Origin of the sequence: Erwinia sp. INIA01, assembly GCF_025947915.1 — a bacterium.
Taxonomy (GTDB): domain Bacteria; phylum Pseudomonadota; class Gammaproteobacteria; order Enterobacterales; family Enterobacteriaceae; genus Erwinia; species Erwinia coffeiphila.
In genome coordinates, this window is sequence record NZ_JAPDNC010000008.1 from 121,460 (window position 1) to 137,731 (window position 16,272).

13 protein-coding genes are annotated in these 16,272 nt (G+C 56.6%); 7 read left to right on the plus strand and 6 right to left on the minus strand.

What is annotated here, in order from left to right; all coding sequences use genetic code 11:
- Nucleotides 1-405: 405 nt before the first annotated feature.
- The 4 genes from OMR58_RS15315 to fepB all read right to left on the minus strand — a co-directional run bounded on the left by OMR58_RS15315 (nucleotide 406) and on the right by fepB (nucleotide 5,904).
- Nucleotides 406-2,514 carry a TonB-dependent receptor gene (locus OMR58_RS15315; RefSeq protein WP_200560660.1) on the minus strand — a complete coding sequence of 703 codons (2,109 nt, stop codon included), beginning with the start codon at nucleotides 2,512-2,514 and terminating at the stop codon, nucleotides 406-408.
- Between the two features lie 371 nt (nucleotides 2,515-2,885).
- Nucleotides 2,886-3,935, minus strand: a complete 1,050-nt coding sequence (locus OMR58_RS15320) for a FecCD family ABC transporter permease (RefSeq protein ID WP_264546333.1) — start codon at nucleotides 3,933-3,935, stop codon at nucleotides 2,886-2,888.
- Nucleotides 3,932-4,942 carry a FecCD family ABC transporter permease gene (locus tag OMR58_RS15325; RefSeq protein ID WP_264546334.1) on the minus strand — a complete coding sequence of 337 codons (1,011 nt, stop codon included), beginning with the start codon at nucleotides 4,940-4,942 and terminating at the stop codon, nucleotides 3,932-3,934. Before OMR58_RS15325 ends, OMR58_RS15320 begins: the two co-directional genes overlap by 4 nt.
- Complete coding sequence (gene fepB, locus OMR58_RS15330) at nucleotides 4,939-5,904, minus strand: Fe2+-enterobactin ABC transporter substrate-binding protein (protein WP_105593676.1); 966 nt, start codon at nucleotides 5,902-5,904, stop codon at nucleotides 4,939-4,941. Before fepB ends, OMR58_RS15325 begins: the two co-directional genes overlap by 4 nt.
- 139 nt (nucleotides 5,905-6,043) lie before the next feature.
- Between fepB and OMR58_RS15335 the strand changes: the two genes are divergently transcribed.
- The 3 genes from OMR58_RS15335 to OMR58_RS15345 all read left to right on the plus strand — a co-directional run bounded on the left by OMR58_RS15335 (nucleotide 6,044) and on the right by OMR58_RS15345 (nucleotide 9,948).
- Complete coding sequence (locus tag OMR58_RS15335; RefSeq protein WP_105593675.1) at nucleotides 6,044-7,348, plus strand: NtaA/DmoA family FMN-dependent monooxygenase; 1,305 nt, start codon at nucleotides 6,044-6,046, stop codon at nucleotides 7,346-7,348.
- A gap of 126 nt (nucleotides 7,349-7,474) precedes the next feature.
- Nucleotides 7,475-8,455 carry a metallophosphoesterase gene (locus OMR58_RS15340; RefSeq protein ID WP_200560664.1) on the plus strand — a complete coding sequence of 327 codons (981 nt, stop codon included), beginning with the start codon at nucleotides 7,475-7,477 and terminating at the stop codon, nucleotides 8,453-8,455.
- 56 nt (nucleotides 8,456-8,511) lie between these two features.
- Nucleotides 8,512-9,948, plus strand: a complete 1,437-nt coding sequence (locus OMR58_RS15345; RefSeq protein ID WP_444861320.1) for a DNA cytosine methyltransferase — start codon at nucleotides 8,512-8,514, stop codon at nucleotides 9,946-9,948.
- Between the two features lie 96 nt (nucleotides 9,949-10,044).
- Here the strand turns inward: OMR58_RS15345 and OMR58_RS15350 are convergent, their stop codons facing one another.
- Entirely contained in the window at nucleotides 10,045-11,295 is a 1,251-nt protein-coding gene (locus OMR58_RS15350) for a flavin-containing monooxygenase (RefSeq protein WP_264546335.1), read from the minus strand.
- A 323-nt stretch (nucleotides 11,296-11,618) separates the two neighbouring features.
- Here OMR58_RS15350 and OMR58_RS15355 point away from each other — a divergent pair, with 323 nt between their 5' ends.
- From OMR58_RS15355 to argE, 4 genes are read left to right on the plus strand one after another with little or no spacing between them, the layout of a single operon-like run.
- Nucleotides 11,619-13,025 (plus strand): purine-cytosine permease family protein, encoded by a 1,407-nt coding sequence (locus OMR58_RS15355; protein ID WP_200560667.1) that lies wholly within the window; start codon nucleotides 11,619-11,621, stop codon nucleotides 13,023-13,025.
- Nucleotides 13,026-13,081: 56 nt separating this feature from the next.
- Nucleotides 13,082-13,510 carry a RidA family protein gene (locus tag OMR58_RS15360; protein WP_264546336.1) on the plus strand — a complete coding sequence of 143 codons (429 nt, stop codon included), beginning with the start codon at nucleotides 13,082-13,084 and terminating at the stop codon, nucleotides 13,508-13,510.
- Complete coding sequence (locus tag OMR58_RS15365) at nucleotides 13,507-14,181, plus strand: DUF1028 domain-containing protein (protein WP_264546337.1); 675 nt, start codon at nucleotides 13,507-13,509, stop codon at nucleotides 14,179-14,181. The genes OMR58_RS15360 and OMR58_RS15365 overlap by 4 nt, the downstream gene beginning before the upstream one ends.
- Nucleotides 14,174-15,322, plus strand: coding sequence for an acetylornithine deacetylase (gene argE, locus OMR58_RS15370; protein ID WP_264546338.1), 1,149 nt, complete (start codon nucleotides 14,174-14,176; stop codon nucleotides 15,320-15,322). Before OMR58_RS15365 ends, argE begins: the two co-directional genes overlap by 8 nt.
- A 17-nt stretch (nucleotides 15,323-15,339) precedes the next feature.
- Here the strand turns inward: argE and OMR58_RS15375 are convergent, their stop codons facing one another.
- On the minus strand, nucleotides 15,340-16,248 hold the full coding sequence (locus OMR58_RS15375; protein ID WP_200560671.1) for a LysR family transcriptional regulator: 909 nt from the start codon (nucleotides 16,246-16,248) through the stop codon (nucleotides 15,340-15,342).
- Nucleotides 16,249-16,272 lie beyond the last annotated feature (24 nt).

Consider the following 16,272-nt stretch of genomic DNA (forward strand, 5'->3'; position numbering starts at 1 on the left):
ATAAAAATTAACTGAATATTACAAATCCTGTTGATTGCAGCTAATAAGAGTAAAGCAAAAAATAGTTATCATCTTGATAGAAATCTCTTATCGATGCGATGAGGGAATATGAATGATAAAATCAACCTAAAAATCACTAATCAGACGTTTTTTATGAAAATGATATTAAGGTCTCATGGCGGTAAATTAATGAAATTAAATATCGAATTGGCGTTGATTTAACGGTTTCTTTGTTGTTCTCGGCGGTAAATTCACTCTTTTTTATGCGGTTACGATAGTCTGATTATTTTAAATAATCGGTTAATGAAAAAAGATTTCAACGGGAGGGGTGTTTTTCGGAGGGGGAGAGGTGAAAAATGTCGGAGAGTCAACAACTCCCCGACATCAGGGTATGCTCTAAAAATATTAGAAGTTCAGTTCCAGCGTGGTTCCAATTGCGCGCTCACGAAGCGTAATTGGCGTATTTCTGTCGTTGGCGCTAATACTCAAACTGTGATCGTTATCAAATAAGTTCTGCGCATACAGCGTCGCGCGACCATATTTGAAGGTATAAGCCAGCTGCGCATTAGAAACCCAGTATGGGGAAATCCGGCCACGATTGTCATTATCATAGGCTGAGTAATAAGATCCGCTGAATTTCACGTTACCGCTCAACTCAACGCCCGGCAGCAGCATATATTTCGCGCCCACGTTAGCCGTATAGCCCGGTGCTCGTGGCAGAACATTGCCTTCGTTGGTGCTGCCGTTAAACTCTTTGATCTTGGTTTTCAGCAGGCCAACGGAGGTATTCATTTCAAAATCAATGCTCGGCTTCCAGATAGCGCCAAACTCTGCACCATAGGTCACCACTTTGTCCGCATTGTCGATAATCGATGAGCCTGATGACAGCGTATACGGCAGCTGCATGTTTTTGTAATCGTTATAGAACACGTTACTGGTCAGATCGAGGTCGGCCGCATCAATGTGGTGACGGGTATACAGTTCATAGTTCCAGACGTATTCCGGATCGTAGGTGTAGGTGACCACCGGCGTGGCGAAGGTGATGCCCGCACCACCGGCGTTATAACCGCGAGCGATTTTGGCACCGAAGGTCTGGCCTTCGATCGGCTTCCATGCCACGTCCAGTTTCGGCAGGAAAACGTTGTAGGTTTCATCGAAATTCACTGCGGATGCACCACCGCTACCAACGCGGCGGCGATGCTCGCGTTCCAGGCGGCTGGAGGCGGTGACATCAACCTGTTCGGTCAGCGCATAGGTCAGTTCGGCGAAGGCCGATGAAGTTTTGGTTTCATCCTTGAAGAAGCTGCCGCCGTAAAGGTACACATCCTCATCCTGGCTGGCGGTGAAGTAGTTCAGTCCGGCCAGACCGCGCCAGACGTTATCTTCGGTGGCAAAGTTCACCAGTGGTGACATCTGGAATTCATGGCCATCGACGTTAGCACTGACGTTGCTGGCGTAGGTATGGCGATGCTGATTGAACGCGGTATACAGCGCTTTGTTCGACAGACGCAGCTGTTCCGACTGATCCCAGGAGATATCCCAGATCGTGCTGTTGTACTGATTCTGGAAGACCGGACGGCGGCGATCGTAGCGGGCAACGGTGTTGGTTTCCGGGCTGAGCGCTTCGTTCTGTGGTGCGATGCTGTCAAAGTGGTTGACTGTCAGCTTGGTGCTCAGTTCGCGTAGCGATGACGGGTTATACAACAGCTTCATACGCGCGGTATTGGTTTCAACCTGCTTCACTTTCCCCGGATAGGGATCGTAATCAATCAGGTCGACGGTGCTCTGGCGGCGCTGGCGATCGAGGCTGACGCGGAAGGCCAGTTCATCTTCGATCAGTGGCCCGGAAACCATGGCGGCTGTTTGCGAGGCGTGTTGATTACCGATACCGCCTTTTACCGCACTTTCCCATTCAAACGACGGATCGCGCGTGGTCATTACCACCGCACCGGCAATGGCGTTACGTCCCTGCACATAGCTCTGTGGGCCGAGGAAAACTTCGGTACGGTCCACATCCCACAGCGACTGGCTGCCGAATGCCATTTCGTTATAGCTCAGCGAACGGCCATCGACGGACATGTTGATACGCGGGCGTGAACCGGTGAAGAATGCGGTCGCACCGGTTGCCGGACCGGAACCGTCCAGGCCGCGAATGGTAGGCAGATCGTTACCCGGGCCCACATCGGTAATGTTCGGGATCATCTGCATGATGTCGCGAATTTCCACTGCGTGCGGCAGGGAATCGATTGCGTCTTTGTCGTAAACTTTGACGCTGGAGCCGGTGTCATAGATCGAGCGGTTGGTCTTCTCACCGGTGACGATCATCGTGTTATCAACGGCGGTTTCGGTTTCTTTTTGATTACCTTCTGCCACTTTGTCATCAGCCACTTTCTCTTCAGCTGCCGCGGCATTACCTGCGCCTAACACGCATAAGCCAATTAACAGCGATGAAAATGTCCGTTTGAAAACCCGTCCTGCTTCGGGCTGACGTTGAGCCTGAGTCTGCTCGGCCATGTGTCTTTCTCCTTTCCCAGATGCGCACTGCTTTTATTGTTTTTACGAGGGTGAAACGACAATAACATTCACATTACTAATGACTTTATCGGCCATCCTGGCTTTTGGTTATGTAATACCTACGCTGACTTTCTGCGAAAATAATAGTCACGCTGGTAAATTATGCTTTTTAACCATGATGTTAACGCGCCATCAAGAGATTCAGCTGAGAAGTGGTCACTATGAGGTAAGTAATACCGCGCTAAAAAATCGTCAAAAATAATAATGATTTGCACATGTTAATGCAAATCATTATCAAATGTAACAAAAGTAAATTTTGGTTTTATATGCCGGGGAATGATTCTGTTGCAGTTATTTGTACTGGAGATGGTTTAAATTTGTCGGGTACGGGTCAGCAGCCAAAGCAAATAGATCCCGCCAATAATTCCGGTCATGCGTCCAACGGGAACGGTGATCCCTACAGGCATTAGCTGGGTGAATAGATCGGCCAGAATCAGCAGGCAGGCACCCATTAATGCGGCCCCCATCACCGGCACTCCCCGCCCGGCGGTCAGGCGAACCACCAGTTGTGGAGCGGCCAGCGCCACAAAGGCTATCGGTCCGGTAGCGCTGGTTGCCACTGCCGCCAGCATTACGCCGGCAAACAGCATCAGTAAGCGCATACGTTCAACCGGAACGCCTAACTGACGGGCCAGGTCATCGCCCATCTCCATTAAATTCAGACGATGTGCCCCAAGCAGGACCAGCGGCAATAGTACGATCACACCGACAATCACCGGAATAGCATGATCCCAACTGCGTGCGGCGGTAGTACCTGAGAGCCACAGATTTGCCATGATGGAATTATCGAGATCGCCTTTAACCAGCAGTAATCCGTTGAATGCACTGAGGATCGCGCCTACGCCGATGCCGGTAAGAATCAGCCGGTAGCCCCGTACCGCGCCTCCCTGGCGTGCCAGCAGGTAGACCAGCAGTGCCGTCAGCATCCCGCCCGCCAGCGACCAGATCACGACCTGTAGCGTTCCGCCATCAAACAGCACAATCTGCATGATAGCCCCGCTGGCTGCCCCCGTGGTAAAGCCGATAATGTCAGGCGAACCCAGCACATTGCGTGAAATCGACTGGAAAATTGCCCCGGAAACACCGAGTGCCGCCCCGACAAATAGCGCCACCAGTACTCTCGGCAGGCGAATATTGCGGATAACGTGGCCGAAAATCCCCTCATCACCGCTGCCGGACAGTGCAGCAAGCACCTGCGGAATGCCAATCGGCAGGCGGCCGACGGTCATGGCGTAACAGCCCAGTATGAGCGCCAGCACCAGCAGGCAACAACACACCAGCAGATTGCGCAGTGACAAGCGGAGTGAAAACCGTCGCCACTGCCAGACGCGGCCCGTAATCGGCAGATCCTGATACTTCATGCCTGTACCCTCTTCCAGCGTCTCACCAGCCAGATAAATACCGGTCCGCCAAGCAGCGCGACCATAATGCCTACGCTGACTTCTCCGGGATATCCCACCAGACGCCCAAGCGTATCTGCCGCCATCACCAGAATGGCCGAAATCAGCATCGCCCAGGGCAGCAGCCAGCGGTGATCCGCGCCGGAAAATGCCCTGGCGAAGTGCGGCGCGGTCAGTCCGATAAACCCGATCGGTCCGGCGGCGGCGGTTGCCGATCCTGCCAGCAACACAATCGACAGCGCCGCCAGCAGCCAGATGCGCAGCGGATTCACTCCGAGGGATTTGCCCAGGTCGAGGCCGAGAGCCAGCGTATCCAGTGCCGTCGCAAGGATAAGCGCCAGCACCACGCCGGTTAAAACCAGTAATGACACTGGCAGCAGCACCACATAGCCTCGCCCTTGTAATGAGCCGACAACCCAGTGGCGAAACTGGTCAAATACGGCCTCATCGCTATTAACGGTAATCAGCTGAGTCAGTGCCAGCATCACAATCGACAGCGCAGCCCCGGCCAGCACCATCCGCACCGGGTTGTTGCCGCGCAGGCCACCCAGTGCACATACCGCACCGCCGGTCAGTGCAGCACCTCCCAGGGCGAACCAGATGTACTGATTGATATCGGACAGCCCGAGAAAGGCGATCGCCATAACGCTGGCGAGCGTGGCTCCGGCATTCACGCCGAGGAGACCCGGGTCGGCCAGCGGATTGCGGGTTAGCGCCTGCATTACCGCACCGGCCGCGCCCAGCGCCACACCGACAACCAGCCCGAGCAGCGTGCGCGGTACCCGTAAATAGTGCACCAGCAGATGTTCACTATTACGTGGATCAAAATGTACCAGCGCCTGCCAGGTGGTCGCAGGCGAAATCGCCCGGGTGCCGATAAACATGCTGCAGATGGTCAGTAAAACCAACAGCAGCATGCCCCAGAGCAAACCGCTGCGGCGAAAATCCGGACTGAAAAGTTGATTCATTGCCCGCTGGCTGCCGGGGTTTTAGCGAAGTTTTTCACCACGTCACGCACAATCTCACTGGCACTGTAGTAGTCAATACGGAAGGAGTTGATCCCCAGACTGTAAACCCGCTTCGTTTGCACCGAAGGCAGATTCGCCAGCATCGGATCGCGAAGAAAAGCATCGACCCGCTCCTGCGGCGCGCGCAGCAGGAAGGTGGTGGCCGCAGTCAGCTGGGTCAGATTCTCGTAGGTTGCCCAGACAAAATCATTCTGCGCTTTGACCGTGGTTTGCCAGGCCGGGTTCGGATCTTCCATTTTAAAGCCGAGTGATGCCAGCAGGCTGCTGTGCACGCCTCTTGCCGTCGCGATCGGATTAGGGATACCGGGGCCGTTATAGCTGATGATATTGGCCTGGCCCGGCGGGACGGTGATTTTTTCCCGCGCCTGCTGCACGAGGCTGTCAAACTCGCTGATACGTGCGCTGGCTTCTTTTTCCAGTCCGCTGGCTTCACCGAGCAGCGTCGCCAGTTCCTGCCAGGTTTGTCCACCGTAGTCAACGACGATCGTTGGTGCAATCTGGCGGAAGTCTGCCAGCTGCGCCTTGGCGGAATCCGCTCCGCCCGTGGAAACCACAATCAGATCCGGGGTGACTGCGTACGCCTGTTCCAGATCGACGGTGCCCGCCGACCACAGTTTTTCCAGCTTGCGCTCTGCCGCTACCGGCTGCCACTGCGCGTACCAGTCGCCGTTCACGCCGGTGGCGCTGCCCGCCAGCGGCGCATCAATGGCCAGCAGCGTACCCGTCACGGTGACCGATGTGGAAAGAATACGCTTTGGTTTCGCCGGGATGGTCGTGGTCGTGCCATCCGCATTGTGGAACTGGCGCGGCCAGCCTTTTTCACCTTCAGCCTGGCTGGAAAAAGCCGTTATCAACAGCACCAGAGATAATAAGTATCGCAAATTTAGTTTAATTTTTTTCATATATCCCTTCATTTGTAAGGACTATTTTGCACAGCACACGCTGCCCTGCGCCATTGCGTATTCATAAAACGACGGGCAGTATATTCCGCACGCACATCCACAACAACATCAGTAAATGCAAGGATATAAGGAGAATGGAGTGAATAATAACAGGCAGCTCTGCGTCGGGTTATCGCTTGCTGTAACCTGGCTAACCGGCAATGGATGGCGCCGAAATGACAGTGACGTAGAGTCAATTTACTCAAGCGAATTTTATGTTGATATCGCCCGGCGCGCCGAAGCAGCAAAGCTCGATTTCCTGTTCCGTCCCGATGCGATGTGGCTATCACGCCAGGCTGTGGTTGAATCTCCAGCCTTCAGCAGCGTTGATCCTACTCTGCTGATGGCATCCATTGCCGCGCACACCAGCCGCATCGGGCTGGTTTCCACCGCCTCAACGACGTTTATGCCGCCCTACGTGGTGGCGCGCCAGTTCCAGTCGCTGAACCAGCTCAGCCGGGGCCGCGCAGGTTGGAACGTGGTGACCTCACTGGCCGGGAATCTGAATTTTGGCCTCAGCGAAATGCCTCCGTCGGCGCAGCGCTATGCTCAGGCGCTGGAATTCACCGAGGTGGTGCGCAAACTTTGGCGCAGCTACCCGGCAGAGGCGCTGCGCATCGATCGTGAAGCGGGCGTGTATGCCGATTTTGATAAAGTGGTGCCGATCGATCATCAGGGTGAGCACTTCAGCGTTCAGGGCCCGCTTAACGTGCCTGAATGGGACGGTCCGCGCATTCCGCTGTTCCAGGCGGGGGCTTCCGATTCCGGCCGTGACTTTGCAGCTCGTACCGCCGATGCCATTTTTGCCGCTACGCCTGATATCGCTGCGGGCGTAGAGCTGCGCAACGATCTGCGGCGCAGGGCGGTGGCGCACGGGCGCAGCGCTGATGATATCCGCCTGATGCCGGGCGTCAGTCTGTATCTGGGCAATACCCGGGAGGAGGCGCAGGAACTTTACCGTGCCACGCAGGAAGGGCTGGACCCGGAGCGCAAATTCGCCCGCGCCAGCGAGCTGCTCGGCATTAACCTGCGCGAGCTGTCGCCGGATACCCGTATTACGCCGGACATGCTGCCACCACCGGGTAAAGTGTTCAGCCAGACTCACGCCAATCTGCTGCGACGGCTGATCGAGCGCGAGCAGCCGCTGCTGCGCGATCTGATGACGCGGCCGGAGGTGGTTGGTTCCGCCTACTGGCAGGTTATCGGCACGGTGGAAGATGCGGTACGCGAAATTCGTGAACGCTTTGAGGCCGGTGCGCTGGACGGTATCATCGCCATTCCGGGCGGCTCGCCGGGCTGTATGGATCTCACCCTCAGCCAGCTGATGCCGCGCCTGAGTGAAGAGGGCCTGCTGCGCCGCGAGTATTCATCCACAACGCTGGCCGGGCATCTTGGGATTGGCTGAGTGTTATCGGACTGTCGCTTCCCGGCAGTCCGTTTTTTGTCGTATAAACGTCACGTTTCGGCAATAAAAACGTCATTCCGCACGGCGAGGATAGGGCTCTTATTTATTGCCTGGATCTGCTGCACGATGTCCCTTAAAACGTTGCCAAATCCGCTTTCCCAGCCGCAGCGACTGGCGCTGGGCGAGGCCGGAATTCTTTATCAGCCCCCTGCCTTACGCTCGCCTAACCCCGCCGACAGCACCCTGCGATTTGGCTTGATTGCCGATCCTCAGTATGCGGATGCCGATCCCGATGTGGAAAATAACCTCTATTACCGCCACGGGCTGTGTAAGCTTTCCTCGGCCATTAGTGCGCTGAACGATCTGTCACTCGATTTTGTTGCCACCCTGGGCGACCTGGTCGATCGCCAGTGGTCAAGCTACAGCGAGCTGCTGCCGCGCTATGATGCCCTGCACCATCCGCATGTCGCGGTGATCGGCAATCATGATGCGCAGGTGATTTCCGAACATCTGGCCGCGCACACTCCGCCGCTGGGCCTGCCGAAAAGCTATTACCACTTCCGCCTCAGCGGCTATCGCTTTCTGGTCATCGATGGCAACGACATCAGCCTTTACTGCAACGCGGGCAACGGTGACGATCTGCAGCAGGCTCGTGAACAGCTTGATGAACTGATTGCGCAGCAGCAGCCGCAGGCCCAGCGCTGGAACGGTGCGGTCGGCGAGAAGCAGCTGGCGTGGATTGAGCAGAATCTGCAACAGGCGCAGGCGCTGGGTGAAACGGTTATTGTGTTTGGCCACTATCCGCTGGCTCCGCTAAAAAAACACATTCTGTGGAATGGTGAAGCGGTGGCGGATCTGCTGTGCCGCTATCAGGTTCGCGCCTACTTCGCCGGTCACGATCACCGTGGCGGCTACTACCGACGTGGAAATACCGATTTTATTACTCTGAAAGGGATGCTCGACGGCCCGGATAACGTGCCTTTTGCCGTTGCCGAACTCAACGGGAACAGGCTTATCATCACCGGTTTTGGTGGTGAAATCAGCCGTATTCTGCCACTAAGCCACAGCGAGCCGCTGCACGAGGTGGATAGCGAGAGCCGTCTGTAAAATCCGGGTCAATTATGTGATAGCCTGTCACGAACTTAACCCGGAATATTATCGTCATGAAAGAATTACCGCCTGCCGTGCAGCCGCTGATGGCCGGTTCCCGTGAAGGATTACAGGCCCGCATCGCGGAAGATCTCGCACTGCTGCTGCGGGTGTTGGAAATTTACGATCGACGGACCGTTGCCGAACATTTGCAATCGGTCGGCGGTGACGGCTGGACGCGTGAGTCGGTAAGCTGCTGGATAAGCGGAAAATCCGCCGCACAGGCATTAACCGCAGCGGAAGTCAGCGCGCTTGAGGCCATGCTGCCGCAGCCACCGTCGCATCATCCCCACTATCCGTTCCGCTTTATCGATCTCTTCGCCGGTATCGGGGGTATTCGTAGCGGCTTTGAGGCGATTGGCGGTCAGTGTGTGTTCACCAGTGAGTGGAATCCGCACGCGGTAAGAACCTACCGGGCTAACTGGTTTAACGATGAGCACGAGCACACGTTTAATACTGATATCCGTAAGGTCACGCTGAGCGATAAACCCGAGGTGGCCGAAGCGGAAGCCTATGCCCATATCGATCGGCAGATCCCCCAGCACGATGTCCTGTTAGCGGGCTTTCCCTGCCAGCCGTTCAGCCTGGCGGGCGTCAGCAAAAAGAATTCCCTCGGCCGCGCGCACGGTTTTGAATGTGATACGCAGGGCACACTGTTCTTCGATGTGGCGCGAATTATCGCCGTCAAAAAACCGGCAATCTTCGTGCTGGAGAACGTAAAAAACCTGAAAAGCCACGATAAAGGCAAAACGTTTCGCGTAATTATGCAAACGCTGGATGAGCTGGGCTACGACGTCGCTGATGCTGATGTTAACGGTGCGACCGATCCCAAAATCATCGACGGCAAACATTTTTTACCGCAGCACCGCGAGCGTATTGTGCTGGTGGGATTCCGCCGCGATCTTGGCCTGGCAAAAGACTTTACCCTGCGCGATATTGCGAAGTTCTATCCGCCGCAGCGCCCCGCCTTTGCCGATCTGCTGGATAAGCAGGTTGAGAGCAAATATATCCTGACGGTAAAACTGTGGGAGTACCTCTACAACTACGCGAAGAAACACCAGGCTAAAGGGAATGGTTTTGGTTACGGACTGGTGTCACCCGCCGATCGGCAGGTTGTTTCGCGCACCCTTTCCGCGCGTTACCACAAAGATGGTTCTGAGATCCTGATCGACCGGGGGTGGGATAAAGCGCTGGGCGAGAAAGCGTTCCACGATGCAGCCAACCTTGAACACCGCCCGCGCAGGTTAACGCCGCGTGAGTGCGCTCGCCTGATGGGCTTCGAAAAGCCGGGGGAAAAGACGTTTCGTATTCCGGTGTCGGATACCCAGTCCTATCGTCAATTTGGGAATTCGGTGGTGGTGCCCGCTTTTGCTGCCGTGGCCCGGCTGCTGGAGCCGGTGATTTTGCAGGCGGTGAAGAAAACTCGCGCTGCGGAGAAAACGGCGGGATAAACGGCCGGAAAGCGGGGGGCATCCCCCTTTCCGGCAAGCGCTATCTCATCTTCATCGTGGTTCTGGCGTTATGCTTTTCGCTTTGGCTGCAAGGGCTTACTGCCAGGTAAGGTAGTTGCGCTGAATGGCAATCTGGTCAGCGATATATTTGGCGTCGTGCCATACGCCCCAGATAAATGACGAACCGCGCCTGGAGAGCCACGGTAAACCGAGGAAATAAACCCCGGGTTCCGATGATACGCCGCGCTGATGCTGCGGTTTGCCCTGTGCATCACAGGCATTAACGTTCAGCCAGCGATAATCCGAGGTAAAGCCCGTCGCCCAGATAATCGTGGTGATGTTGTTTGCGGCCAGATTCAGCTGTAGATCCGGTGAGGTCATACAGGCAGGCGCCGGGCGAATGATCCGCGCCTGCGGCTCTTCCGGAAAATCCTGACCATTGCGTGTGACCCACTCATCTGCAGCATCAAGCAGGGAGAGATAGTTTTCATCCCCGCGCACGATGTTCTGCGCCAGATCGTTTTCAAATTCCACCACACCGTTGGCAAAACGCTTCGTGCGGCCAACCAGCCTGACCCCTTCCTCCGCCAGCTTGCGGAAATCAACCGTATGGCCGCCGTTTGCGCCGCTGACGGCGATCGTCACGTGTTCTTTACCCGGCTCCGTGGTCGCTTTATCCCACAGGCCAAGCACCCCTAACCACCAGCAAAAATCGCGCCCGCGATAGCTGCGCGGCGGCCGGTCGTGCGGACCAACGGAAAGATAGACTTCTTTCCCGGCGCGATTCAGTTCCTCGGCGATCTGCACACCGGATGAACCCGCACCGACAATCATCACGGCTCCATCCGGGAGCTGCGCGGGGTTGCGATAATGTGCCGAATGCAGCTGCGTCAGTTCTGCGGTCTGCGGTGCAATGGGCGGAATGGCCGGGCACTGGAACGGGCCGGTAGCCACCACCAGATGGCGGGCTTCAAACACCCCGGCGGAGGTTTCTACACGAAAGCCGGGCTTGCCAATGTTGCGATCGACCCGCCGTACCTCTACACCGGTGCGAATGGGGGCATTGAAGCGGCTGGCGTAGGTTTCCATATAGTCCGCCACGCGCTCTTTAGGTACAAAGCCATCAGGGCTGATACCGGAAAACTCCATGCCGGGAAAGCGATCGTGCCAGGCGGGGCCATTGGCGACCAGTGAATCCCATCGGCCGGTGCGCCAGGCTTCAGCAATACGATTTTTTTCTAACACAATGTGGGGGATGTCCAGCCGCGTCAGGTGTTCGCTCATTGCCACACCTGCCTGACCGGCACCGACAACCAGCGTATCAATGAAGGTTATTTCTGGCGTCATCTCTCTATCCTCAGGCTTATGGAATCGTCAAATGCAGCCTAGGGAGCGAATCAGAGACGGTAAAATATTATTAAGTTCATCATTGACGATAAATTAACGATTCAGGCCGCGGGAGTTCGTTCCTGCTCAATGTTATCCATATGTCTCAAGTGTTGAAATTTCGTTAAATCACCACTGGTTTGCCCTGCCAAGTTTTTTCATTCTCTCTGACCATAAACTTACTAATTTACCCGTCGAAAAAAGAGTGCGCATTATCGCCTCAATAAAAAAACGATGCGTCGACGCCTCGAAATCCCCTGCACTTTCTGACATTGGAGCCTGCTATGTCGCCAACAGAAACATCGCCCCCGCTGATTGAGAAACACACTATTGGCTATGTTCCCCCGGCCGATCGTCACGGTAAAACCCGCGATCTGTTTACCCTGTGGTTTGGCGGAAATATCGCTCCGCTGCCGATTGTCACCGGCGCACTGGCCGTTCAGCTGTTTCATCTGAACTTGTTGTGGGGCGTGGTGGCCATTCTGGTCGGCCATCTCGCTGGCGGTGCGCTGATGGCGCTGCACTCCGCACAGGGGCCGCAGATGGGGATTCCGCAAATGATTCAGAGCCGTGCGCAGTTCGGCTCGCTGGGTTCCTTGCTGGTGGTGTCGATTGCCGGAGTAATGTACGTCGGCTTTTTTACCTCGAATATCGTCCTGGCCGGTGAGTCGCTGCACGGCATCGCTCCCGGCGTACCGCTGCCGGTCGGGATTGTTATTGGTGCCGTGGGGTCCGGGATAATCGGCATTATCGGCTACCGGTTTATCCACGTGCTGAACCGCATCGGGACCTGGGTGCTGGGGATCGGTATCGTGCTGGGCTTCGGCTATATCTTTAGCCATATCCATACGGCGGATTTCCTGACGCGCGGCGGATTTTCACTTTACGGCTGGCTGGCAACGGTATCGCTGGCGGCACTGTGGCAGATCGCTTTTGCCCCCTATGTTTCCGATTATTCCCGCTATTTGCCGGAAAATGTGTCCGTAGCAGGTACGTTCTGGGCGACTTACTGGGGATCGACGCTCGGCTCCAGCCTGTCATTTATCTTTGGTGCCGTGGCGGTGCTGGCGACCCCGCCGGGCCTGCAAACCATGGACGCCGTCAGGGCTGCCACCGGTGCGATTGGGCCACTGATGCTGGTGCTGTTTCTGCTGAGTGTGATCAGCCATAACGCCCTTAACCTGTACGGCGCGGTGATGTCGTTAATTACCCTGGTGCAAACCTTTTTCTGGCGCTGGATACCCGGCAGTAAAAGCCGGGCCGTGCTGTCGGCAATCGCCCTGGTGATCTGCTCGGTGGCGGCGATCTTTGCCTCGGCGGATTTCATCAGCCACTTTGTGGATCTGGTTCTGGCGCTGCTGGTGGTGCTGGTGCCCTGGACTGCGATCAACCTGATCGATTTTTATGCCATCCACAAAGGCAACTACGACATTAGCTCCATTTTCCAGGTGGATGGTGGGATTTATGGCCGCTATAACCCGCAGGCACTGCTGGCTTACGGCATCGGCATTGTGGTGCAGATCCCCTTTATGAACACCCCGCTCTATGTTGGCCCCGTTTCCGCGTGGATTAACGGCGCGGATCTCTCCTGGCTGATCGGCCTGCTGGTGACCTCACCGCTTTATTACTGGCTGGCCAGCCGCAACAGCGCGTATCGCCGCAGGCAGCAGAGCTACTGCCGACCCGCCTGAATTTTCCACCGGCCGCGTTATGCGGCCCCATTTACCCGTTTTACAGGAGTTAAAAGATGAGCAAACCGACGCATACCCGTATTCGCATGTTCAATACCAAAGTGACCTATCCAAATCAGAGCTTGGATAACGATCTGTGCCAGGCGGTACGTGCAGGTAATACCGTTTACGTGCGTGGCCAGGTGGGTACCGATTTTTCCGGGGCGCTGGTGGGGCTGGGCGATCCGCGCGTGCAGGCGGAGCAGGCGATGAAAAACGTGAAACAGCTGCTGGAAGAGGCGGGAAGCGATCTGTCGCACATCGTCAAAACGACCACGTATCTTATCGATCCCCGCTACCGTGAGCCGGTCTATCAGGAAGTCGGAAAGTGGCTGAAGGGCGTTTTCCCCATCTCTACCGGGCTGGTGGTGTCTGCACTGGCGCAGCCGCAGTGGCTGATGGAAATTGATGTCATAGCCGTTATTCCGGATGAGGAGGCGCTGTGACCTTCTCAATCGCGGCACGCTGTAGTGAAACCGGGCAATTTGGCGTGGCCGTCAGCTCCTCCAGCATGGCGGTGGGTGCCCGCTGTCCGTGGGTACTGAGCGGGGTCGGTGCAGTATCCAGCCAGAACATCACCCTGCCCGCTCTTGGCCCGGAAATCCTCGCGGCACTGGATCAGGGGGCGACCGTGTCGCGAGCGTTAGATGATGCGCTGGCCCGTGACGCACACTGCCAGTATCGCCAGGTGACGGTGATTGGGCGCGATGGCCACACCGCCATATTTAGCGGCAGCCAGACGCTGGGTGTGCATCATGCGGTTCAGGGGAGAGCGTGCGTGGCTGCGGGAAATATGCTGGCAGGGAAACAGGTGATCGTCGCTATGATCAGCGCATTTGAAAAAAGCCAGGGTTCACTGGCAGAGCGCCTGATCCTTGCGATGGAAGCTGGGCTGGCGGAGGGAGGAGAAGCTGGCCCGGTCCATTCCGCCGCGCTGAAAGTGGTGGGCGATCAAAGCTGGCCGCTGGTTGACCTCAGAGTTGACTGGGCGGATGCTGCTCCATTGGCCCGGCTGAACGATCTCTGGCGCGCCTGGCAACCTCAGGCGCAGGACTATCTGACGCGAGCACTCGATCCGCGCCAGGCCCCCGGCTATGGGGTTCCCGGCGATGAGTAGCCCGGTACGCGATTTACTGGCGCAGCTGCTGGCGTTCGATACCACCAGCCGTGAATCCAATCTTGCACTGATTCACTTTGTTCAGAGCTGGCTGGCGGAACACGGCGTGGCATCCCGGCTGCTGTATAATGACAGCGGCAGCAAGGCGAATCTCTACGCGGTGATTGGCCCCGATACAGCGGGTGGCGTGATGCTCTCCGGCCATACCGATGTGGTGCCGGTCGAGGGTCAGACGTGGAGCGTGCCGCCGTTTGCGCTGACGGAACAGGAAGGCCGCTATTACGGGCGCGGTAGCACCGATATGAAGGGATTCCTCGCCTGCGTGCTGGCCTCGGTTCCGGCATTTGTTGCCGAACCGCTGCGACTGCCGCTGCACCTGGCATTCTCCTACGACGAAGAGGTCGGCTGCCTGGGCGTGCGCAGCCTGGCGGAGCTGCTGGCTGATGCGGCCAGTAAACCGACGTTGTGCATTATTGGCGAACCCACTGAAATGCGGCCGGTTTACGGCCATAAGGGCAAAGTGGCGATGCGCTGCGACGTGCGCGGCCACGCCTGTCATTCCGCCTACGCACCGCAGGGGGTGAATGCGATTGAGTATGCTACCCGGCTGATTACCCGGCTGATGGATGAGGGTGACCAGCTGGCTGAGGTGCAGGACAGCCGTTTCGATCCGGCATTCAGCACCCTGCAGGTTGGTACGATTTCCGGCGGCACAGCGTTAAATATCGTGCCGCAGTCCTGCCAGTTTGACTTTGAAATCCGCCATCTGCCCGATGCCCCGGCTGACGCGGTCATTGAGCGGATCGCACAGTATGCGCAGTGCGAGCTGTTACCCGCTATGCGGCAAAAAGCCGACGGCTGTAGCATCACCTTTCAGCCGCTCAGCCAGTATCCCGGTTTGCTGACCGATCCCACGTGTCGGTTCGCCAGCCTGCTGGCCGAATGGTGCGGCTGCGACCGTTTCAGTACCGTTGCTTTTGGTACGGAAGGCGGATTATTTCAACAGGCGGGTATGACTACGCTGGTTTGCGGTCCGGGTAGTATGGAACAGGGGCATAAACCGGATGAGTTCATCAGCGTGGAACAGATCGATGCCTGTATGAAAATGCTGGGTAATCTGACCCAATGGCTGCGCGCCTGAACGGCGCGCTGATCCGTTTACAGCATGCCCGGTAGTTCGGCTTTGCAGTATTCCACGAACAGTCCGGCGGGTTTGGTCAGCCGATCGCCAGCCAGCCAGGCGGCGGCCAGCCCGGAACCCTCCACCTCATCTTTCAGCTCCACCATGGCCAGCGGCTTCCCGTCGTAGCTGAACTTGCCGCTCGGGCGGGTTACCAGCACGGCAAAACCAAAACCGTGGCCAACCATACCGCGCACCATTTCAATCGATGGCGAGCTAAAGACAATATCCGGCGTGATGCCTGCGCGGGTAAACAGGCTGATAAAGTAGTTACGGCTGGGCTGTACATCCAGCAGGATCATCGGTTCATCGGCCAGTTCAGACAGGGAAACCGCACTCTGCTGCGCCAGTCGGTGCGCCGCAGGCAGCAGAATGTACGGTTTCCTTGGTGCGACCAGCGGTTCCACGCTCAGGCTGTTGTCGAGATCGTGCTGATAGAGCAGCGCCACGTCGAAGCGGCCTGCGGCCAGTCCCTGCAACAGTTCGTGCTGCTCGCCGTCGCGGATCATAATCTCCACGCCGGGATACAGAGCCTTAAAGCCGTGGATCAGCTTTGGCAGAATCAGTGGAGCGACCGTTTCAAAGCAGCCGATATCGATTTTACCCGCCACAATGTCCGTATCGGCCAGCGCATTTTGCTCAAACTCATGGGCCATTCGCAGCAGCCTGACCGCCTTACGATGAAAACGGGTACCGGAAGGCGTTAGCGACACGCCCTGTGCGTGATGGCGAATAAAAAGCTGTACGCCAAAGCTCTCTTCCAGAATCTTTATTGCCGTTGAGATCGACGGCTGTGCGATAAATAACTTGCGGGAAGCTTCCGCCACGCTGCCACATTCAACCGTCGTGACGAAATACTTCAGCTGGCGCAATGTGTAGTTTGCCATAGACCATCCTTATTCGTTCTCAGG

What these genes read in the sequence shown, in the direction of transcription:
- fepB (WP_105593676.1), bottom strand. Translation starts at nt 5,904, where the DNA reads ATGAAAAAAATTAAACTAAATTTGCGATACTTATTATCTCTGGTGCTG.
- OMR58_RS15360 (WP_264546336.1), top strand. Translation starts at nt 13,082, where the DNA reads ATGAGCAAACCGACGCATACCCGTATTCGCATGTTCAATACCAAAGTG.
- OMR58_RS15375 (WP_200560671.1), bottom strand. Translation starts at nt 16,248, where the DNA reads ATGGCAAACTACACATTGCGCCAGCTGAAGTATTTCGTCACGACGGTT.
- OMR58_RS15340 (WP_200560664.1), top strand. Translation starts at nt 7,475, where the DNA reads ATGTCCCTTAAAACGTTGCCAAATCCGCTTTCCCAGCCGCAGCGACTG.
- OMR58_RS15355 (WP_200560667.1), top strand. Translation starts at nt 11,619, where the DNA reads ATGTCGCCAACAGAAACATCGCCCCCGCTGATTGAGAAACACACTATT.
- OMR58_RS15315 (WP_200560660.1), bottom strand. Translation starts at nt 2,514, where the DNA reads ATGGCCGAGCAGACTCAGGCTCAACGTCAGCCCGAAGCAGGACGGGTT.
- OMR58_RS15320 (WP_264546333.1), bottom strand. Translation starts at nt 3,935, where the DNA reads ATGAAGTATCAGGATCTGCCGATTACGGGCCGCGTCTGGCAGTGGCGA.
- OMR58_RS15325 (WP_264546334.1), bottom strand. Translation starts at nt 4,942, where the DNA reads ATGAATCAACTTTTCAGTCCGGATTTTCGCCGCAGCGGTTTGCTCTGG.
- OMR58_RS15350 (WP_264546335.1), bottom strand. Translation starts at nt 11,295, where the DNA reads ATGACGCCAGAAATAACCTTCATTGATACGCTGGTTGTCGGTGCCGGT.
- argE (WP_264546338.1), top strand. Translation starts at nt 14,174, where the DNA reads ATGAGTAGCCCGGTACGCGATTTACTGGCGCAGCTGCTGGCGTTCGAT.
- OMR58_RS15345 (WP_444861320.1), top strand. Translation starts at nt 8,512, where the DNA reads ATGAAAGAATTACCGCCTGCCGTGCAGCCGCTGATGGCCGGTTCCCGT.